At 63.0% G+C, this 16,202-nt stretch carries 17 protein-coding genes and 1 pseudogene; 9 read left to right on the forward strand and 9 right to left on the reverse strand.

Going from position 1 to position 16,202, the window contains the following annotated elements:
* Positions 1-16: 16 nt before the first annotated feature.
* Entirely contained in the window at positions 17-295 is a 279-nt protein-coding gene (locus HJ583_RS10460) for a cupin domain-containing protein (protein WP_170021848.1), read from the reverse strand.
* A gap of 108 nt (positions 296-403) precedes the next feature.
* Here HJ583_RS10460 and zwf point away from each other — a divergent pair, with 108 nt between their 5' ends.
* From zwf to HJ583_RS10495, 7 genes are all read left to right on the forward strand, one after another.
* Positions 404-1,882: a glucose-6-phosphate dehydrogenase gene (gene zwf, locus HJ583_RS10465; RefSeq protein WP_101942395.1), complete on the forward strand. Its 1,479-nt coding sequence runs from the start codon at positions 404-406 to the stop codon at positions 1,880-1,882.
* 152 nt (positions 1,883-2,034) lie between these two features.
* Positions 2,035-3,480 carry a glycoside hydrolase family 5 protein gene (locus tag HJ583_RS10470; RefSeq protein WP_170021849.1) on the forward strand — a complete coding sequence of 482 codons (1,446 nt, stop codon included), beginning with the start codon at positions 2,035-2,037 and terminating at the stop codon, positions 3,478-3,480.
* 130 nt (positions 3,481-3,610) lie between these two features.
* Positions 3,611-4,033: a DUF4395 family protein gene (locus HJ583_RS10475; RefSeq protein ID WP_170021850.1), complete on the forward strand. Its 423-nt coding sequence runs from the start codon at positions 3,611-3,613 to the stop codon at positions 4,031-4,033.
* Positions 4,034-4,191: 158 nt separating this feature from the next.
* The gene (locus tag HJ583_RS10480; protein ID WP_170021851.1) at positions 4,192-5,277 is read left to right on the forward strand and encodes an ATP-binding protein; all 1,086 of its coding nucleotides are present in this window, start codon (positions 4,192-4,194) and stop codon (positions 5,275-5,277) included.
* Entirely contained in the window at positions 5,274-5,651 is a 378-nt protein-coding gene (locus HJ583_RS10485; protein WP_170021852.1) for a hypothetical protein, read from the forward strand. The genes HJ583_RS10480 and HJ583_RS10485 overlap by 4 nt, the downstream gene beginning before the upstream one ends.
* Positions 5,652-5,700: 49 nt before the next feature.
* Positions 5,701-6,792 carry a DUF748 domain-containing protein gene (locus HJ583_RS10490; protein WP_170021853.1) on the forward strand — a complete coding sequence of 364 codons (1,092 nt, stop codon included), beginning with the start codon at positions 5,701-5,703 and terminating at the stop codon, positions 6,790-6,792.
* Between the two features lie 115 nt (positions 6,793-6,907).
* Positions 6,908-7,249 (forward strand): hypothetical protein, encoded by a 342-nt coding sequence (locus HJ583_RS10495; protein WP_101942389.1) that lies wholly within the window; start codon positions 6,908-6,910, stop codon positions 7,247-7,249.
* Between the two features lie 3 nt (positions 7,250-7,252).
* Here the strand turns inward: HJ583_RS10495 and HJ583_RS10500 are convergent, their stop codons facing one another.
* From HJ583_RS10500 to HJ583_RS10525, 7 genes and pseudogenes are all read right to left on the reverse strand, one after another.
* Positions 7,253-8,521 (reverse strand): TolB family protein, encoded by a 1,269-nt coding sequence (locus HJ583_RS10500; RefSeq protein ID WP_170021854.1) that lies wholly within the window; start codon positions 8,519-8,521, stop codon positions 7,253-7,255.
* Positions 8,522-8,552: 31 nt separating this feature from the next.
* A complete protein-coding gene (locus tag HJ583_RS10505) occupies positions 8,553-9,035 on the reverse strand; it encodes an aminoacyl-tRNA deacylase (protein ID WP_101942387.1) in 483 nt (160 codons plus the stop codon).
* A 95-nt stretch (positions 9,036-9,130) separates the two neighbouring features.
* Positions 9,131-9,478 (reverse strand): FKBP-type peptidyl-prolyl cis-trans isomerase, encoded by a 348-nt coding sequence (locus tag HJ583_RS18965; protein ID WP_216821727.1) that lies wholly within the window; start codon positions 9,476-9,478, stop codon positions 9,131-9,133.
* Positions 9,479-9,517: 39 nt separating this feature from the next.
* Positions 9,518-9,841, reverse strand: a pseudogene (locus HJ583_RS18970) (FKBP-type peptidyl-prolyl cis-trans isomerase); the annotation flags it as partial.
* 57 nt (positions 9,842-9,898) lie between these two features.
* Positions 9,899-10,531 carry a uracil phosphoribosyltransferase gene (gene upp / locus HJ583_RS10515; protein ID WP_101942385.1) on the reverse strand — a complete coding sequence of 211 codons (633 nt, stop codon included), beginning with the start codon at positions 10,529-10,531 and terminating at the stop codon, positions 9,899-9,901.
* Between the two features lie 26 nt (positions 10,532-10,557).
* Positions 10,558-11,664, reverse strand: coding sequence for an ABC transporter substrate-binding protein (locus HJ583_RS10520; RefSeq protein ID WP_170021855.1), 1,107 nt, complete (start codon positions 11,662-11,664; stop codon positions 10,558-10,560).
* 100 nt (positions 11,665-11,764) lie between these two features.
* Complete coding sequence (locus tag HJ583_RS10525; protein ID WP_170021856.1) at positions 11,765-12,208, reverse strand: MarR family winged helix-turn-helix transcriptional regulator; 444 nt, start codon at positions 12,206-12,208, stop codon at positions 11,765-11,767.
* Between the two features lie 62 nt (positions 12,209-12,270).
* Between HJ583_RS10525 and HJ583_RS10530 the strand changes: the two genes are divergently transcribed.
* Complete coding sequence (locus tag HJ583_RS10530) at positions 12,271-13,455, forward strand: aminotransferase-like domain-containing protein (protein WP_328824869.1); 1,185 nt, start codon at positions 12,271-12,273, stop codon at positions 13,453-13,455.
* A gap of 27 nt (positions 13,456-13,482) precedes the next feature.
* The gene (rlmF, locus tag HJ583_RS10535; RefSeq protein ID WP_170021858.1) at positions 13,483-14,445 is read left to right on the forward strand and encodes a 23S rRNA (adenine(1618)-N(6))-methyltransferase RlmF; all 963 of its coding nucleotides are present in this window, start codon (positions 13,483-13,485) and stop codon (positions 14,443-14,445) included.
* 67 nt (positions 14,446-14,512) lie between these two features.
* On the opposite strand, the gene HJ583_RS10540 is transcribed toward rlmF, so the two are convergent.
* On the reverse strand, positions 14,513-16,102 hold the full coding sequence (locus HJ583_RS10540) for a rhamnogalacturonan acetylesterase (RefSeq protein ID WP_170021859.1): 1,590 nt from the start codon (positions 16,100-16,102) through the stop codon (positions 14,513-14,515).
* Between the last annotated feature and the right edge of the window lie 100 nt (positions 16,103-16,202).

Genomic DNA, 16,202 nt, shown 5'->3' on the forward strand with positions numbered 1-16,202 from the left:
GGCAAACGCCCAGCGCTCAGCCGAAGCGATAATGCTTGCGCAGCGCCCGGGTAATGTTCCACTCGCAGGCCATGCCCGCCGGAAAGGTGGCCAGATCGCCCGCCCGCAGGGTAAGCGGCTCGCCGCCAACGGGTGTCACGACCACCTCGCCAGCCACCAGCAGGCAGGTTTCAGAGCTGTCGTAAGTCCACGGAAAACGCGAGACATCCTTCTCCCAAACCGGCCAACGAGCCACGCCCAGCTCGGTTTTGCGCACCTCGGAGAGGGCGCGCTCCACCACGATCAGACTGCTCATTTTTCCGCCTCATCCTTGTGAACTTTGCCCAAGCATAGCAAGCGGCTGCTGGCCCACGGCGTTCGGCGCTACACTTTGTGCATTGCACACTCGCCCGGAGTTTTCACCATGTCCTCCCGCACCATCCAGGTCAGCGCTTTTGATCTCGTCGTCTTTGGTGGCACCGGCGATCTGGCCGCCCGCAAGCTCTTGCCTGCGATGTTCCAGCGCGATCGCGCCGGTCAGCTGCCGGATGAAGGACGCATCATCGGCGTATCACGCCGGGCACTGGGACATGACGGCTATCTGGATTTCGTGAAAAAGTCGCTGAGCACCTACGTGAAGGCTTCGGAACTGGAGCCCGAGGCGCTCAAACGCTTCCTCGCCCGCGTCCATTTCGTCCCCGTAGACGTCACCGGCGAATCGGGCTGGCCTGAGCTCGCAAGCTTGCTGGCCAGCGGCAATGAAGCAGTGCGCTGCTTCTATTTCGCGGTCTCGCCCGATCTCTTCGCACCGATCTCGGAGCGCATCGGCCAGTTCGGCCTGATCACCGATCACAGCCGCGTAGTGCTGGAAAAACCGCTCGGCAAGAACGGCGAGAGCGCCCACGCAGTAAATGAAGCCGTGGGCAAGGTCTTCAATGAACACCAGATCTACCGCATCGATCACTACCTGGGCAAGGAGACGGTACAGAACCTGATGGCCCTACGCTTTGCCAACCGCCTCTTCGAGCCACTGTGGAACAGCACTCACATCGATCATGTGCAGATCACCGTCGCCGAAGACATCGGCGTGGGCGATCGCGGCGGCTACTACGACACTTCCGGCGCGATGCGCGACATGCTGCAGAACCACATCATGCAGTTGCTGTGCCTCACTGCGATGGAGCCGCCGGACGCCTTTGAGGCGGACGCCGTGCGCGACGAGAAGCTCAAGGTGCTCAAGGCGCTGAAGCGCATCGACGAGCGCAATGCCGAGCATATGACCGTGCGCGCCCAGTACCGTGCGGGCTCGGTCGGCGGTCAGCCCTCTGCGGGCTATCTCGAGGATCTGGGCAATGACACGAGTTCGACCGAGACCTTCGTCGCCATCCGTGCCGAAATTGCCAACTGGCGCTGGGCCGGCGTGCCCTTCTACCTGCGCACCGGCAAGCGCCTGACCAAGCGCACTTCGGAAATCGTGGTGAATTTCCGCCCGATCTCGCACAACATCTTCGACGCGACCGCCGGGCGGCTGAGCCAGAATCGCCTGATCCTGCGTTTGCAGCCCGATGAAGGCGTCACGCTGGAAGTCACCATCAAGGACCCGGGTCCGGGCGGCATGCGCCTGCGCCGCATCCCGCTGGACATGAGCTTTGTGGAGACCTTCGGCGTCTCCAATCCGGATGCCTACGAGCGCCTGCTGATGGACGTGATCCGTGGCAACCAGACCCTGTTCATGCGCGCCGACGAAGTCGCAGCCGCCTGGCAGTGGGTGGATCCGATCCACGCTGCCTGGGCACACAATGACCAACGCATGCACACCTACGCTGGCGGGACCTGGGGACCCTCTGCAGCCATCGCCCTGATCGAGCGCGACGGCCGTACCTGGCTTGAAGACTCGGAATAGGCTGCGCCGTTCAACCCTCCCGGGCGACCGCCAGCGCCGGCGCACAAGCCGTCCGGAAGGGCATCTACCTGAAGGATTTACGCCGCCTGCCAGAGCCTGAATACTCGACGTTTTGCTCCGCTCGGCGGAGCCATTCCTGAGCGGGTATTTTCATGCACAAAATCCTTGGCAGCCTGCTGCTCGCCAGCTGCACCCTCGCCTCGTCGCTGGCCCACGCCGCCAGTGCCTCCGAGATCACCCGCAGCATGATGCCGGGCTGGAATCTCGGCAACGCGCTCGATGCCATCGGCGGTGAAACCAACTGGGGCAACCCCAAGACCACCCGGGCCATGATTGACAAGGTCCGCAGCGCCGGTTTCAAGAGCCTGCGCGTACCGGTGAGCTGGGATGACTACACCTCCGGCAGCAGCTACAGCATTGCCAGCACCCGCCTGGACCGGGTTGAGGAGGTCGTGAACTACGGCCTTGCCAATGGCATGTACGTGATCATCAACGTGCATCACCACAATGGCTGGGAAGCCCCCACCTATGCCAACCAGAGCACGGCCAAGGATCGCCTCGGCAAGCTATGGCAACAGATTGCCACCCGCTTCAAGGGCTACGACGAACACCTGATCTTCGAAGTCATGAACGAACCGCGCAGCGGCGAGGACTGGACCGGCACAGCCGAGAACTACGCCGTGGTCAATACACTCAACGCCGCAGCGCTGAGCACCATCCGCGCCACCGGAGGCAACAATGCCAGCCGCCTGGTCATGCTGCCGAGCTATGTGGCCGGTCCGTGGGACGTGCAGATCAATGCCCTGAGCCTGCCGGCAGACAACATGCTGGCCGCCTCCATCCATGCTTACATCCCGTACGCCTTCGCGATGGAATATCCGGGCAGCAGCAGCTTCACCGATACGGCGCTGGTCGATTCCGTGTTCGCCGGCCTCAACACCCGTTTCATTGCCAAGGGCATTCCGGTGGTGATGGGCGAATGGGGTACGACGAACAAGGGCAATTACACCGAACGCGTGAAGCACGCTGAGTACTACGTAAAAGCCGCCGCTAAACTGGGCATCCCGGTCATCGTGTGGGACAACAATGTTTTCAACACCGGCGGCGAAGCCTTTGGTCTGCTCAATCGCAGCACGCTCAGCTGGACCTATCCGGAAATCGTCACCGCCATCATGCAGGGCGCTTCCACGATGAGCGGTGCCAGTTCGAGTGCTGCCGCATCGGCGGCCAGTTCATCCAAGGCGGCAGCCTCCAGCAGCGCAGCAAGCAGCTCATCCAAAGCCTCCTCGGCAGCCAGCACCTCCTCTGCCGCGGCTTCGTCCGTTGCCAGTTCCTCCAAAGCAGCCTCCTCAGCCACCTCTTCGGCCAGCGCCACGCCCGCCCTGCTCGGCACCGGCGACTACCCCACCGGCTTTTCCAAGTGCTCGGCTGAGAACGCCACCTGCACGGTCCCCACCGGCACCGGCTGGGTCGCGTTCGGCCGCAAAGGCAAATGGGTAGCCAGAAATGTCGGTGTCGGCAAGAGCATTGCCTGCAGCGTCGCCGCTTTCGGCAGCAACCCGGGCGGCAACCCCAATAAGTGCGCATATCAGAAGTAAGTCATCACGTCGGCAGTACAACGGGCCCGTCCTGCAAGACGGGCCCGTTTTTTTTCCCAGACAACCGCATTGACTATATCGCTATGTAGTTATATATTTATATCCCACTCACGCTTTTCAGGAGCTCCCCATGCTGCGCTTCGACGTACCGCCGGTGTGGTCCAACGCCGCCCGCCTCGATGGCCTCACCACCTTCATCATCGCCGTCATCGCCCTGGCCGGCTTCCCCTATCTGGTGCCGCTGCTGATCGTACAAGGTCTGGTACGAGGCTTCATCGGCCACTACAAGTGCCCCTCGCACCGGCTCTACGCAGCCCTGCTCGAAAAGCTCGGCAAGGCTGGCAAGAAGGAAAATGCGGGCGCCAAGATGTTTGCCAACAAACTGCTGTTCATCGCCAGTACGGTGGCAACGGGCCTCTATCTGGCCGGCAGCGGAATGTGGATCGTGCCGGTCACCGTCCTGGCCGTGTTCTCCTTCCTGGAATGGGCCTTCTCCTTCTGCGTGGCCTGCTGGGCCTATAGCGCCTGGTATCAGCTACGCGGCCAGCACTGAACGCGCCTCAGCCAGAAGCCTCTCCCGGTATGCGCCGGGAGAGGCTTTTTCTTTGCGAAAACGACGGAAGGCCGGCTTGAGCCGATGCTTCAGGCTGGATTTCGGGCGCGCGCGTAATTATGATCAATCCACATAATTGATCATAAAGCGGGCTCGACATGGCCTCTCCTGATTACTGGCACTATCCTCGCAGCGCACTGGCCGACTCGGTGCTGATGGCTTTCGACAGCGGCCTCTCCCATGCCCTGACAATGTTTGCCCCACGCCGCATGGGCAAGACCGAATTCCTCCTGCAGGATCTCGCGCCGCGCGCCGAGGAGCACGGCTGGCGGGTTTTCTACCACTCCTTCATGACCGATGGCGACGAGGCCGGCGAAGTTTTCCGCCTCTCTCTTGCCGAATTCGCAGCAGGCCGCCTCAAGCGCTGGCTCAAACCGCTCACCGCCCGCGTCTCGGCCGAACTGCTGGGCGTGAAAGCAGAACTCGGCAGCCAGCCCACCAGCGCACCGCACTCGCTGACCGAGGTCGTGCAGGCATTGGCCAGTGGCGGGCGCTGCCTGCTGCTGCTGGACGAAGCCCAGATCCTCACCCGCCTGCCGCGCAACGAGGAATTGCTCGGCGGCCTGCGCACCGGCCTCGACATCAACAAGGATCAGCTCAAGGTGCTGTTCACCGGCTCCTCACGCGAAGGCCTGCGGCGCATGTTCTCGGAAGCGCGCGCGCCCTTCTTCCACTTCGGCACCAATATCGAGCTGCCAACCCTGGATCGTGGTTTCTGCAGCCATCTGGCCGCCGCTTTCACGCGCTCCACGGGCCGAGCGCTGGATGAATCGCGTCTGTGGGAAGAGTTCCAGGCCACCGGCCATGTGCCGGGGCGCTTGCGCGCAGTGGTCGAAGCCATGGTGCTGAACGCTGATCTGAGCCTGGCCGAAGCGGTAGCCCTGAAACTGCACGACGTACACGACGAAGCTCAGTACGCCAAGATTCTCAAGGCGCTGCCCATCCTCGACCGGCTGGTGCTGCAGGCCGTGCTCGCCAGCGCGCCGCTGTTCGCCGAAGACACCCGGGCGCGCATGGGCACCACCCTCGGCGCCGCCACCCCGAGCACGACGGCCGTACAGTCCGCCGCCGAACGCCTGCTGCGCGACGAAATCATCACCCGCCGCGAGCGCGGGCAATATGAAATTTCCGACCCCGGTTTTTCGCACTGGCTGCAAGCCCTGGCAGGAGATACGCAAGCATGACTTCATGGGCAGACATCCCTGAAATCATCCAGCAGATCACGCCCTGGATCGGCCCTGCAATCGGCGTACTCATAGCCCTTTATCTTCTGAAAACGGGGCTCCGCAGTCTCAGGCAGCGCATGAAATTCGAGGCCAACGCGCAAGCAGCGAGCGCCAGGGTATTGAGTCTCTATGAAACAGGAAACCTCAGTGGCGACACCACATGGGTAAATCTGTGCGTCGAGATCCAGTGCAATGACGGCGTGCCACCCTTTGTCACGACAATCTGTGAGTCCGGGCCGCAAGTCAGGCGGCACAAGATCAGCATCGGCAGCATTCTTCAGGTTCGAGTTCTGCCTGAGATGCCCAACCGAGTAGAGGTGCTATGGAAATGATCACGCCAAAAACGCCAGGCTTTACTCCTTCTGATCAGGAACAGAAATCATGAAATCCCGCAAACTCCGCCTCTCCCTGCTGATCGGTCTGCCACTGCTGGCCGTGCTGCTCGTGGCCGGCTACTTTGCCGCGCTGCACATCCTCAAGCAGCAGATTGTCGCCGCGCTGGGCACCACCGGTGAAGTGCGCGAGATCCGCATCAGCCTCGCCCATATCGAGATCGAAGGGCTGCGCATCAAGGCCAGCCGCCCCGGCTGGCCAGCTGCCGACGAGTTACGCGCCGAACGTGTGAGCGTCACCCCGGCACTACGCAGCCTGCTCTCGTCCACCATCGTGGTCCGCTCGATCGCAATCGAGGATGCCGCCCTGAGCGTGCTGCGCAGCCGCGCCGGCCTCAAGATCCTGCCGGCCCTGCTCGAGGCACCCGCCAAACCCGCCGCAAAGCCGGAAGCAGCGCCCGCTGCCAGCACGAGCGGGCCGAAGATCCGCATCGAACGCATCACGCTCGCCAACAGCCGTGTCGATTTCTTTGATGCCACGGTCGCCGCCAAGCCCCTGCACATCCCGCTCGACCAGATCGAGCTGTCACTCGAAGACCTGCTTCTGCCGGCCATGGACGAGCGCGCCCGGCTGCATCTGCAGGCCCGTGTCGCAGGCCAGGGCAGCCTGGCACTCGAAGGCGATCTGGTACCCGCCAATATGGACTCGGACCTGAGACTCAAACTCGCGAACGTGCCGCTCAAGCTCGTCGAGCCCTATCTCTTCAAGGGCAAGGCCGGCGAGATCAAGCGCGGCAGCCTGGCCCTGGATCTGCACTCAAAAGTGGCGCAGCGCCAGCTCAAGGCACCCGGCCATATGGTCCTGAGCCAGCTCGAAATCGGCGGCCTTGCCGGCCTCACCCGTGAAGCTGCAGCCGCCTTTGCCCGCGCCAAGGGGCTGGACGCGGATACCCGGCGACCTGTCGACATGGACTTCACCCTGCAAGGCAATCTGGACGATGCGCGTTTCTCGTTGAACGAAGCAATCTATGCCCAAGGCGGGCTGGCCGCGCTGAAGCTGATCGGCCTGGGCAGCAACTCCGGCAGCAGCAGCTCGGGAGGCGGGCTGGGCGAGACCCTCAAGGGCTGGTTCGGCAAATAGCCTCCGGCTGTTCGCGCGCCGTTCGACGCGCGCAGGATCACGTCAGGAAGAAAGCACTTGGCGGCGCCCCCTTGCTCTCGTTAGGGTCGCGAAAAAACAGGCCAAGGGGATAAAAATGAAGAGCTTTTTCAGGACGTTGTTCGGGATTCGCACCAAGCGCAGGGCTTTGCCGGTCACCCCGGCACCCCAGGTGGGCGCCTACATCACCCGCAACGGTTACAAGATCAAGGTTACCCAGCCCTGCAGTGTGGAACTGTGGGATTGGCTGCTCCTGGCCGGCTGGCGGGTGATCCCGGTGCGCAATGACCGCCGCGCCAGCGTACGTCTGCCGGACGAAGCCATGCCGCTCCTCGGGGCCGCCAGCATCGAGCAGCGCCAGCGGGTTCTCGATGGCTTCATGGCCTCGGTGCGAAGCTCGCGCCAGGGTCGGTCAGCCAGCCGCCCGACCCGCCACTGAGCCTCAGGCGCTGGCAAACACCTCGGCCACCAGCTGATCCCGCAGGGCCAGCCCGGCCCGGCCATCGGGCCCGATGACAAACACTCCGCGGCCATTGGAATAGACGATGCTGCCATCCGTGCCGAGATCGTAAGAGGCCACATTGGTGGCCAGTACGGTTTCCAGTCCCGCCCGGGTACGGCTCACCAGCTCCCAGCTGCTTGGCACCAGCGACGCCACGCCCTGCACCGGTCGCTCGCTGCGCAGGGCCTTCTCCGCATCGATGCGCCGCCCTTGCAATAGGATGCTCTTCAGATCGGCCTGCACCGCCGGCCCGGATGCACTGGTCAGCGGCTTGCGGGTGTACATCAGCGAGAAGAAGTTCAGGTAGTGAAATACCGCCCGCAACAGGCGGAAAGGGAACAGCAAGGTATCCACAAACATGCTCGCACTGCCGTAGCGCGGCAGCTCATAGGGGCGACGGATGAAGAGCAGGTCACCCGCCGGGCTCACACGAGGCTTGAGAAAATCGAAACGCGGATTCTCGAGAATGGGCGCGACGCTGCCGGTATCCATATCCAGCATCTGGATGCTCGCATTGCCCTGCGCCACGATGTAACCATTCTCGTCGCGTGCCAGCCCTGAGGACTGGAACAGCAGGCGCCGCGGCGCATCCGGAATCCAGGCCGGCGCCGCATCCACGGTATCGCCCCCGGAGACCTCGCGGAAAGCGCTGCCGTCGCGATTGAACAATGCGAGATTGGCAATGCCGGCGGACTGGCGTGAAGACGCCGCCAGTGTGGAACCGTCGGGCGACAGGCTCAGGTCTTCCAGATGCAGATGCTGACGCAGCAGCACCCGCAGCTCGTTGCCGCTGGCAGCTTCGCGCCGGAACAGGCCGCCAATGCCCTCATCCTTCAGGAAATACAGCAGATCGCCATTCGCCTCGAAAGCCGCAGTCGTGGCCAGCACAGGTTTGTCGCCCGCCTCGAAGTTGCGCATGTTGCCACCCGCCGAGATCCCGAAGCTGGTGCCCTGCTTCCAGCTGTGGCGATCACGTGCCCGTTCGCGGCGATCAATCGCCTCCTGCACATAGGGGCTGTGCAGTTGCTGCAGTTCGCCACCGTGCGGGCGCAGGAACAACAGGCCGTTCGAAAGGAAAGCAAAACCACGCTCGCTGCGCCCCGCCTCAGCCTGCTGCAGCGCAGTCTGAACAGCCGCTGGCGCAAGAAAGATCCGGTGAAACAAATAGGCCAAAACCCCCAGAAACAGCAGACCAAGCAGAAGATGCACCCCGACACTCCTCCTAAAGCGGCCTGCTCGTTCAGGCCATTACATCGACAAGTTCGGGCTTGAGTATAGCCACAACCGCCTGCGGCGAAATGCCGATCAGATAGCCACGCTTGCCACCGTTCAGATAGATCTGCGGCAGCGCGCAGATGCTTTGCTGCAGATAGACCGGCATCGCACGTTTGGTACCGAAGGGACTGGTGCCGCCCACCATATAACCCGAGTGGCGATTGGCCACTTCAGGCGTGCAGGGTGTGATGCCCTTCACCCCGAGATGACGGGCGAGATTCTTGGTGGAGACTTCGCGATCACCATGCATCAGCACGATCAAGGGGCGCTTCGCGTCATCCTCCATGATCAGGGTCTTGATCACGGCATGCTCATCGACGCCCAGCTCACGGCTGCTGACCGCTGTACCGCCCTTCTCCTCGTAGTCGTAGAGATGGTCGGACCACTCGGCCTGGTGCTGGCGCAGCACGCGGATCGCGGCGGTAACGGGGGCTTTGCTGTCTTTCATGTCATTTTCCAGTCATTCCGGCGAAAGCCGGAACCCAGCGACACTCGCAAGCCACTGGATCCCGGCCTTCGCGGGGATGACGCCCATTCAAAGCCTTATTGAACGTCCAGAAGTTCGACCTCAAACACCAGCGTGGCATTCGGAGGAATCACGCCGCCTGCGCCGCGCGCACCATAGCCCAGCTCGGCCGGGATCAGCAGCTTGCGCGTGCCGCCCACCTTCATGCCCTGCACACCCTCATCCCAACCTGCGATGACACGACGGCCACCGAGCGGGAAGCTGAAAGGGTCTCCACGGTCCTTGCTCGAATCGAACTTCTCGCCGGTGGTGAGCCAGCCGGTGTAGTGCACCGACACATACTTGCCGGCCTTGGCTTCGGCGCCCGTGCCGAGGATGCTGTCGTCGTAAGTGAGGCCGGAGGCCGTGGTGATCGGGTCACGCATCGTCATGTCGAGCCCCGGCTCCACTTCGAGCAGTTCAACTTCGAAGACCAGGGTGGCATTCGGCGGAATCACGCCGCCTGCGCCATCTTCGCCATAGGCCAGATGGGGCGGGATCGTGAGCTTGCGCTTGCCACCCGGCAGCATGCCTTGCACGCCTTCGTCCCAACCCGGAATCACATGGCCGGCCCCCAGCGGGAAACCGAAGGGCTCGTTGCGATCCACGCTGGAATCGAACTTTTCGCCGGTGATCAGCCAGCCGGTGTAGTGCACGCGCACCGAACGGCCGGCCTGAGCGGCTTCGCCGCTGCCGGCGATGAGGTCTTCATAGATCAGGCCGCTGGCCGTGGTGATGGAATTGCTCATGTCTGTCTCTCTTGCGGGGGAATGAAAGCCGCACAGCCCTCGGCTGCGCGACCAGGATTACTTGGAAGTGGTACCGAAAATCTTGTCGCCCGCGTCACCCAGGCCCGGAATGATGTAACCGTTTTCATTCAGGTGACTGTCAATCGAGGCCGTCCAGCAACGTACGTCCGGATGGGCTTTATCGATCGCCGCAATGCCTTCTGGCGCGGCCACCAGCACCAGCGCACGCACATCCTTGCAGCCGCGGCGCTTGAGCAGGTCGATGGTGGCAATCATGGAGCCAGCGGTGGCCAGCATCGGATCGATGATCAGGGCCGTGCGTTCGGTGAGATTACCGACGAATTTCTCAAAGTAATGCTCGGGCTGCAGGGTTTCTTCGTTACGCGCAAGGCCCACCACGCTGATCTTGGCGCTGGGGATCATGTCCAGCACGCCATCGAGCATGCCAAGGCCGGCACGCAGGATGGGCACCACGGTAACCTTCTTGCCCTTGATCTGCTGCACCACGGTCGGGCCGCTCCAGCAGTCGATCTCGACCGGGGCCAGCTCGAAATCGGCGGTGGCCTCGTAGGCCAGCAGGCGCGCGAGTTCAGCGGTGAGCTCGCGGAATTTCTTGGTCGAGATATCGGCCTCACGCATGAGACCGATCTTGTGTTGAACCAGGGGGTGTTTGACGGCAATGACCGGCATGAAAAAAGACTCCTCTTCGGGGGAACTCAGCGCAAACGCTGAAAACGGCCATCGCGCACTTCGGCAAAGAAAACCGAGCGCTGCACATCGCCATAGGGATCAAAACGGATATTGCCCTGCACGCCACGGAAGCTGCCAACGGACAGCAGGGTTTGCTTGAGCTGGCGTGGGTCCGGGTTATGGCTCAGGGCATCCATCACGATGTTGGCTGCCTCATAAGCCATCGAGGCACCGTAACTGGGTTCTTTCTTGAAACGCTGGACGTAGGCCTCGCGGAAATCCTGATAGACACGGGAGAAGTCCTCCAGATCAACGTATTCCTCGAGCAGCAGGCCCTCGATCTGCTTGCCGCCGTTTTCCAGCAAACGCTCGGTATTGGCCCAGCCACAGCCGGCGAGTTGCACCCGCTCGTTTTGCCCGCGCAGCTTGCCGACGATTTCGGCGGTATCCACCGCGTTGGCCACGATCACCACCATGTCCGGCGCCACGTCGAGCAGGGTGCGGGCCATGTCGTCGTATTTGCGCTCGTAGTGCGAATCGAAGCTGATCGAGCGCACCACGGCACCGCCAAGGCCCTCAATGGTGCGCTTGTAGTCCGCTACCCAGCTTGCCGAGTAATCGACATTGGCCAGATCGTAGAGGATCGCCACCTGGCGAACGTTGCGGCGCTGGTAGTGAAAGCGTGCGACCTCGGAAGCATACTTGTTGGTGTCGTCGATGACGCGGAAGAACATGTCGTCCTTGCCGGTGAGTTCGGTCGTGGTGGTATGCACGCCCAGCATCACGGTGCCGGTCTGGGCCAGACGCGGCGCCACCGCCACCGCCACGCTGCTGGTCATCGGCCCGACCACGGCCGCAACCTGCATGGCCACCAGATCATCCAGCGCACGGCGTGCCTGGGTCGCATCCTGTTCGTCATCGCGCGCTACCAGCTCGACCAGACGCCCGCCCACCCCACCCTGCGCATTGCGCATTTCCACGGCCAGGGTCGCGCCATCACGGCCAGCATTACCCAGATCCTGATAGCGGCCAGAGAGGCCGCCGAGAAAACCGATGCGGATTTTGTCGCTGTCGCCACAGGCACTCAAAGCACACACGACCAGCAGCGCCAGCACCACCCTCAAACCACGCATCCACTTGCTCCTGTTGAACCGGCGAAGGCACGCGCCATCCGCCGCAGCATCCTAACCCAAGCGGCTGGACTTGCCTTGATCCAGGCCGGAAATCCTGCCCTCAAACCTGCTCCGCGAGCCCTGCCATCACCTCGCGCCAGGCTTGCTCGGCGGCCCTGCCCTGCGCAGCAAAGATCCCGGCCATCAGCTCGCGCTGGGTCTGCGACAGGCGTGCCTCCAGTTCGGCCCCCGCTGCACTCAGCGACAGACAACGCGCGCGGCCATCGCTGGCATCGGCCGCCACCTGCACCAGCCCCAGTTCCACCAACTGCTTGAGTGGCCCGTGCAGGGCCTGTTTGCTGACCCCGAGGGTGGCCAATAGATCGCTGACGCGCTGACCCGGGCGCCGCGCCACGAAGTACAGGATGCGGTGATGCAGACGCGCCAATCCGCGCTCGGCGAGAATCGCATCCGGCTTGGCCGTGAAGGCCCGGAAGGCATAGAAGAACAACTCGATGGCGGCAAACAGCTCAGCTTCCCGCTCGGGAGAATTTACGTCAAGCATATTGACTTTAATTCGACACTCAAGGATATTGGTCAATATACATGACTTATCTGGAGTCTGCCGTGCCCCTTGCCCCCACTCAGCCCGAATTCGAACTGGCCCACCGCACAGCCCGCCTCAAATCCTCGCTGGTGCGCGACATCCTCGCCGCGGCTGCGCAGCCCGGCATGATCTCCTTCGCAGGCGGCCTGCCGGCGGCGGACCTGATGCCCCCCCTGCCGCTGGAGGCCTTTGCCAACTCGGCCCTCCACCAGTACGGCACGAGCGAAGGCGAACCGGCTTATCGCTCCGCAGTAGCCGAGTGGATAGGCAGCATGGGTCTGGAAGTGAGCGCAGAGCAGGTGCTAGCCCTGTCCGGCTCACAGCAAGGGCTGGATTTTGCCGCCAAGCTTTTCATCGACGAGGACAGCCCTGTGCTCGTCGAGGGGCCCACCTATGTCGCCGCGCTGCAGGTATTCGAACTCTTCGGTGCTGATATCGCCAGCGTGCCGCTCACCGCCGAAGGGCCGGACCTCGCCGCCTTCGAAGCGCTGCTGGCCACACGCAAACCGCGCTGTGTGTATCTGATCCCCTGCTTCCAGAATCCATCCGGAACCTGCTACAGCCCGGCCGCCCGCGCCGGCATCGCCGAACTGTTGGACCGCTACAACGTGCCCCTGATCGAAGACGAGCCCTATCGCAGCGTGGCGCTGGACGTCGAGCACCCGATGACACCGATCTGCGCCCTGCTCCACCGCGCCTCCTGGATCTATCTGGGCAGCTTTTCCAAGATCCTCTGGCCGGGTCTGCGCATCGCTTACCTCGCCGCCCACCCGGCCTTGCTGCCGCATCTGGTACGCCTCAAGCAGGCCGCCGACCTGCACACCCAGCGCCCGGGCCAGGCCGCCGTGGCGCACTGGCTGGCTGGCGGCACCCAAGCCAGCGATCTCGGCAAGCTGTGCAGTGGCTACCGGCTACGCCGCAACGCCATGCAGGCCGCGTTGGCGCGGCACTTTGGCGACATCGCGGACTGGCAGACGCCACGCGGCGGCCTCTTCTTCTGGCTGCGCCTGCGCGGCGAACTCAGCGCCACCCGCGCGACGCTGGACAAGGCTCTGGCACAAGGCGTGGCCTTCATGCCCGGCGAAGCCTTCTTTCCGGACCCGCTGCAAGGCCGCCAGTATCTGCGCCTCAATTACAGCCGCTCAACGCCCGAAGAAATGGAACGCGGGCTGGCCACCCTCGCGGCCTGCATCCGCGGCGCGTAATCCGGGGGCTTCCTGCTAAGCTTCGCCATGCCTCATAAAAAGACCTTTCCGGCGGCCAAGAGCGGCCTGCATCCGCGCAACCTGCACCGCGAGCGCTACGACTTCCCCGCCCTGATCGCCAGCCACCCGGCGCTGCAAGCCTTCGTGCGCCCCAACCCGCACGGCGATCTGAGCGTCGACTTTGCCGACCCGGCAGCCGTCAAGACGCTCAACGCGGCGCTGCTGGCCCACTTTTACGCCATCCGCGAGTGGGATCTGCCGCCAGGCTATCTGTGTCCGCCGATCCCGGGCCGCGCCGACTACCTCCACAACCTGGCCGACCTGCTCGCAACCAGCAACCGTGGCACGATCCCGCGCGGCGAAAAGGTACGCGGACTGGATATCGGCTGCGGAGCCAACGCCATCTACCCGATGCTGGGCCACACGCTCTACGGCTGGAGTTTCGTCGGCACCGAAATCGACCAGACGGCCCTCCTGAACGCCGAGAAGATCTTCGCGGACAACGCCAATCTCGCCGGTGCGCTCGAGATGCGCCAGCAGACACATCCGGACGACATCCTCGCTGGCGCCATCAACTCGAACGAGTACTTCGAATTTACCCTGTGCAACCCGCCCTTCCACGCCTCAGCCGAAGAAGCGGCCGCCGGCAGCCAGCGCAAGCTGCGCAACATCGGCAAGGAAGTCACCGAAAAACCGCTGCTGAATTTCGAAGGTCTCGGCCATGAACTGTGGTGCGACGGCGGCGAGCGCGAGTTCATTCGCCAGATGATCAGCCAGAGCCGGCCGCTGGCCGACAACATCCTGTGGTTCAGCACGCTCGTCTCGAAACAGGACAACCTGCCGCAGATCTACGCCCAGATCGAACGCATCGGCGCCCGCAACATGCGCACGCTGGACATGGCCCAAGGCCAGAAAATCAGCCGCGCCGTGGCCTGGAGCTTCTACAGCACAGCCGACATGGAGCGCTGGGCACGCAGCCGCTGGCGTTAAAAGCGCCCACGCCACAAGGCAAAACGCCCACCGGAAGGTGGGCGTTTTGCTGTGTGATCCCCGCCGCTTACTTCAGCTTGTCAGCCAGCGCCTTCAGCTCCGGCGTTTCCTTGATGCCCTGCGCCACCATCTGGGCCACGGCACGTGCGCCCGCTTCCTGGAAGTGGGTGGTATCCGGCTTGGCCAGGGTGCCGCTGGATTCCTTGGCATAGAAGGGGTACAGCGCCGGATCTACCGCCAGCCAGTACTTCTTCCAGTCATCCTGATGGGCGTTGACGAAGGCAATGGTCTTGGCCTCGATGTCGATTAGCGGCAGCTTGCTGGCCCGCGCCGTATCACGAATGGTCTGGCTGTAATCGCCAACAAAGGCGAAACCGTTGCCCTGGCCGGCCGAGGTGAAGTGATTCGGCACCACCGGGAAGCCTTCCTTGCGATCCTTGTTCCAGACGCGGGTGGTAGGCGTCATGATGATCGGGATAGCCCCCTTGGCACGCGCTTCCTTGACATAGACCTCTAGCGAGTTCTGGAAGCTCAGCTCCGGCTTGCCCTGCGGAAACTGCTTGCGGCCCTGCGCATCGTTCGGATAGGTGCAGGCATTGGCCACATCAGCCGCTCCGCGCTTGGCCTTGGCAGCATCACAGTTCTGATCGTTGTGACCATGGTGGATGATCACGTAATCGCCGGGGCGCACGTACTGCATCATCTGGCGGAAATAGCCCTGATTGTAGAAGTTGCGCGAGCTGCGGCCGGATTTGGCATTGTTGAGCACCTTGACCTTGGCCTCGGGTTTGAAAAGCTCTTCGAAAACCTGTCCCCAGCCCATGCGCGGCAGGCGGAAGCCCTCGTAAGTGCTGGCAGTGGAATCGCCCACGATGATCACGCGGGTGTAGGCCGGATCCTTGGCACGTGCCAGCGCCGCCTGGGCGCGCGCCAGGTTCAGCGGCTCTTCGTTGCCGACGTAGCGATAGTCAGCATCCAGTATCGCAGTACCGCCGGGCACACCGGTGTCATTGTCGTAGCCCCGGTTATGCACCAGCGCACTGAGTACGGCATCCACACCCTTGCCATCGGCTAGCATCGGCGTCGTCACCGGATCGAAATTCTCGGCATCAGGCACTCCTGCATCCTTGAGCGCCTGCAGCACGGCCTTGCGTCCACCAGCACTGCGATCGCGGATCAATGCTGCCTCGATTCCTTCTGTGCTGCCTTTTTCGAGCAATTCCTGTGGCCCCTTGAGCTTGAGCGCACTGGCCACACTGCTCACGGCACGATCAGAAAGGGCGTTGATGTTGGCGGTATTGCTCGCATTGGCCTTGAGCTCCGGCAGCAAGGCGCCGAAACACTTGGCCCAGGGCTTGGTGCTATCGGTGCAGTTGTTGTTGCCGGGCTCCACTGCCAGCAGCATCAGCGGAGCTTGCATCCCGTCCACGTTCAAGGCGTAGTGCCCCTGAGCATCAGCACTGGCGGTTTTCTTCTGGCCCAGCGCATCAGTCACCACGATCCGGGCCTTGGCGAGTGGTCCGCCTTGCGACACCACGCCCTGCACAACGGTACCGGAGAGCTTCTGCAAACCCATTCCGGCGCAGCCGGCCAGAGCAAGCAGGGCCGTGGCCAGCAGGCTGGCACGGGCGGTACGGCAGGCATTCATGGACTTCATGAGGTTTCCTCCGGCAGGGCGCTAAAGAAGATGATCGCGAATGATGCCTCAGACCAGCCGGCTGCGGCTTGATGAAAATTGCGGAGTGCCCCAAAACAGG

Source organism: Uliginosibacterium aquaticum (assembly GCF_012972705.2).
GTDB lineage: Bacteria > Pseudomonadota > Gammaproteobacteria > Burkholderiales > Rhodocyclaceae > Uliginosibacterium > Uliginosibacterium aquaticum.

Bases quoted from the DNA above. Each gene is read 5' to 3' on its own strand.
- HJ583_RS10460 (WP_170021848.1), bottom strand. From the start codon at position 295: ATGAGCAGTCTGATCGTGGTGGAGCGCGCCCTCTCCGAGGTGCGCAAA.
- zwf (WP_101942395.1), top strand. From the start codon at position 404: ATGTCCTCCCGCACCATCCAGGTCAGCGCTTTTGATCTCGTCGTCTTT.
- HJ583_RS10470 (WP_170021849.1), top strand. From the start codon at position 2,035: ATGCACAAAATCCTTGGCAGCCTGCTGCTCGCCAGCTGCACCCTCGCC.
- HJ583_RS10475 (WP_170021850.1), top strand. From the start codon at position 3,611: ATGCTGCGCTTCGACGTACCGCCGGTGTGGTCCAACGCCGCCCGCCTC.
- HJ583_RS10480 (WP_170021851.1), top strand. From the start codon at position 4,192: ATGGCCTCTCCTGATTACTGGCACTATCCTCGCAGCGCACTGGCCGAC.
- HJ583_RS10485 (WP_170021852.1), top strand. From the start codon at position 5,274: ATGACTTCATGGGCAGACATCCCTGAAATCATCCAGCAGATCACGCCC.
- HJ583_RS10490 (WP_170021853.1), top strand. From the start codon at position 5,701: ATGAAATCCCGCAAACTCCGCCTCTCCCTGCTGATCGGTCTGCCACTG.
- HJ583_RS10495 (WP_101942389.1), top strand. From the start codon at position 6,908: ATGAAGAGCTTTTTCAGGACGTTGTTCGGGATTCGCACCAAGCGCAGG.
- HJ583_RS10505 (WP_101942387.1), bottom strand. From the start codon at position 9,035: ATGAAAGACAGCAAAGCCCCCGTTACCGCCGCGATCCGCGTGCTGCGC.
- HJ583_RS18965 (WP_216821727.1), bottom strand. From the start codon at position 9,478: ATGCGTGACCCGATCACCACGGCCTCCGGCCTCACTTACGACGACAGC.
- upp (WP_101942385.1), bottom strand. From the start codon at position 10,531: ATGCCGGTCATTGCCGTCAAACACCCCCTGGTTCAACACAAGATCGGT.
- HJ583_RS10520 (WP_170021855.1), bottom strand. From the start codon at position 11,664: ATGCGTGGTTTGAGGGTGGTGCTGGCGCTGCTGGTCGTGTGTGCTTTG.
- HJ583_RS10525 (WP_170021856.1), bottom strand. From the start codon at position 12,208: ATGCTTGACGTAAATTCTCCCGAGCGGGAAGCTGAGCTGTTTGCCGCC.
- rlmF (WP_170021858.1), top strand. From the start codon at position 13,483: ATGCCTCATAAAAAGACCTTTCCGGCGGCCAAGAGCGGCCTGCATCCG.
- HJ583_RS10540 (WP_170021859.1), bottom strand. From the start codon at position 16,102: ATGAAGTCCATGAATGCCTGCCGTACCGCCCGTGCCAGCCTGCTGGCC.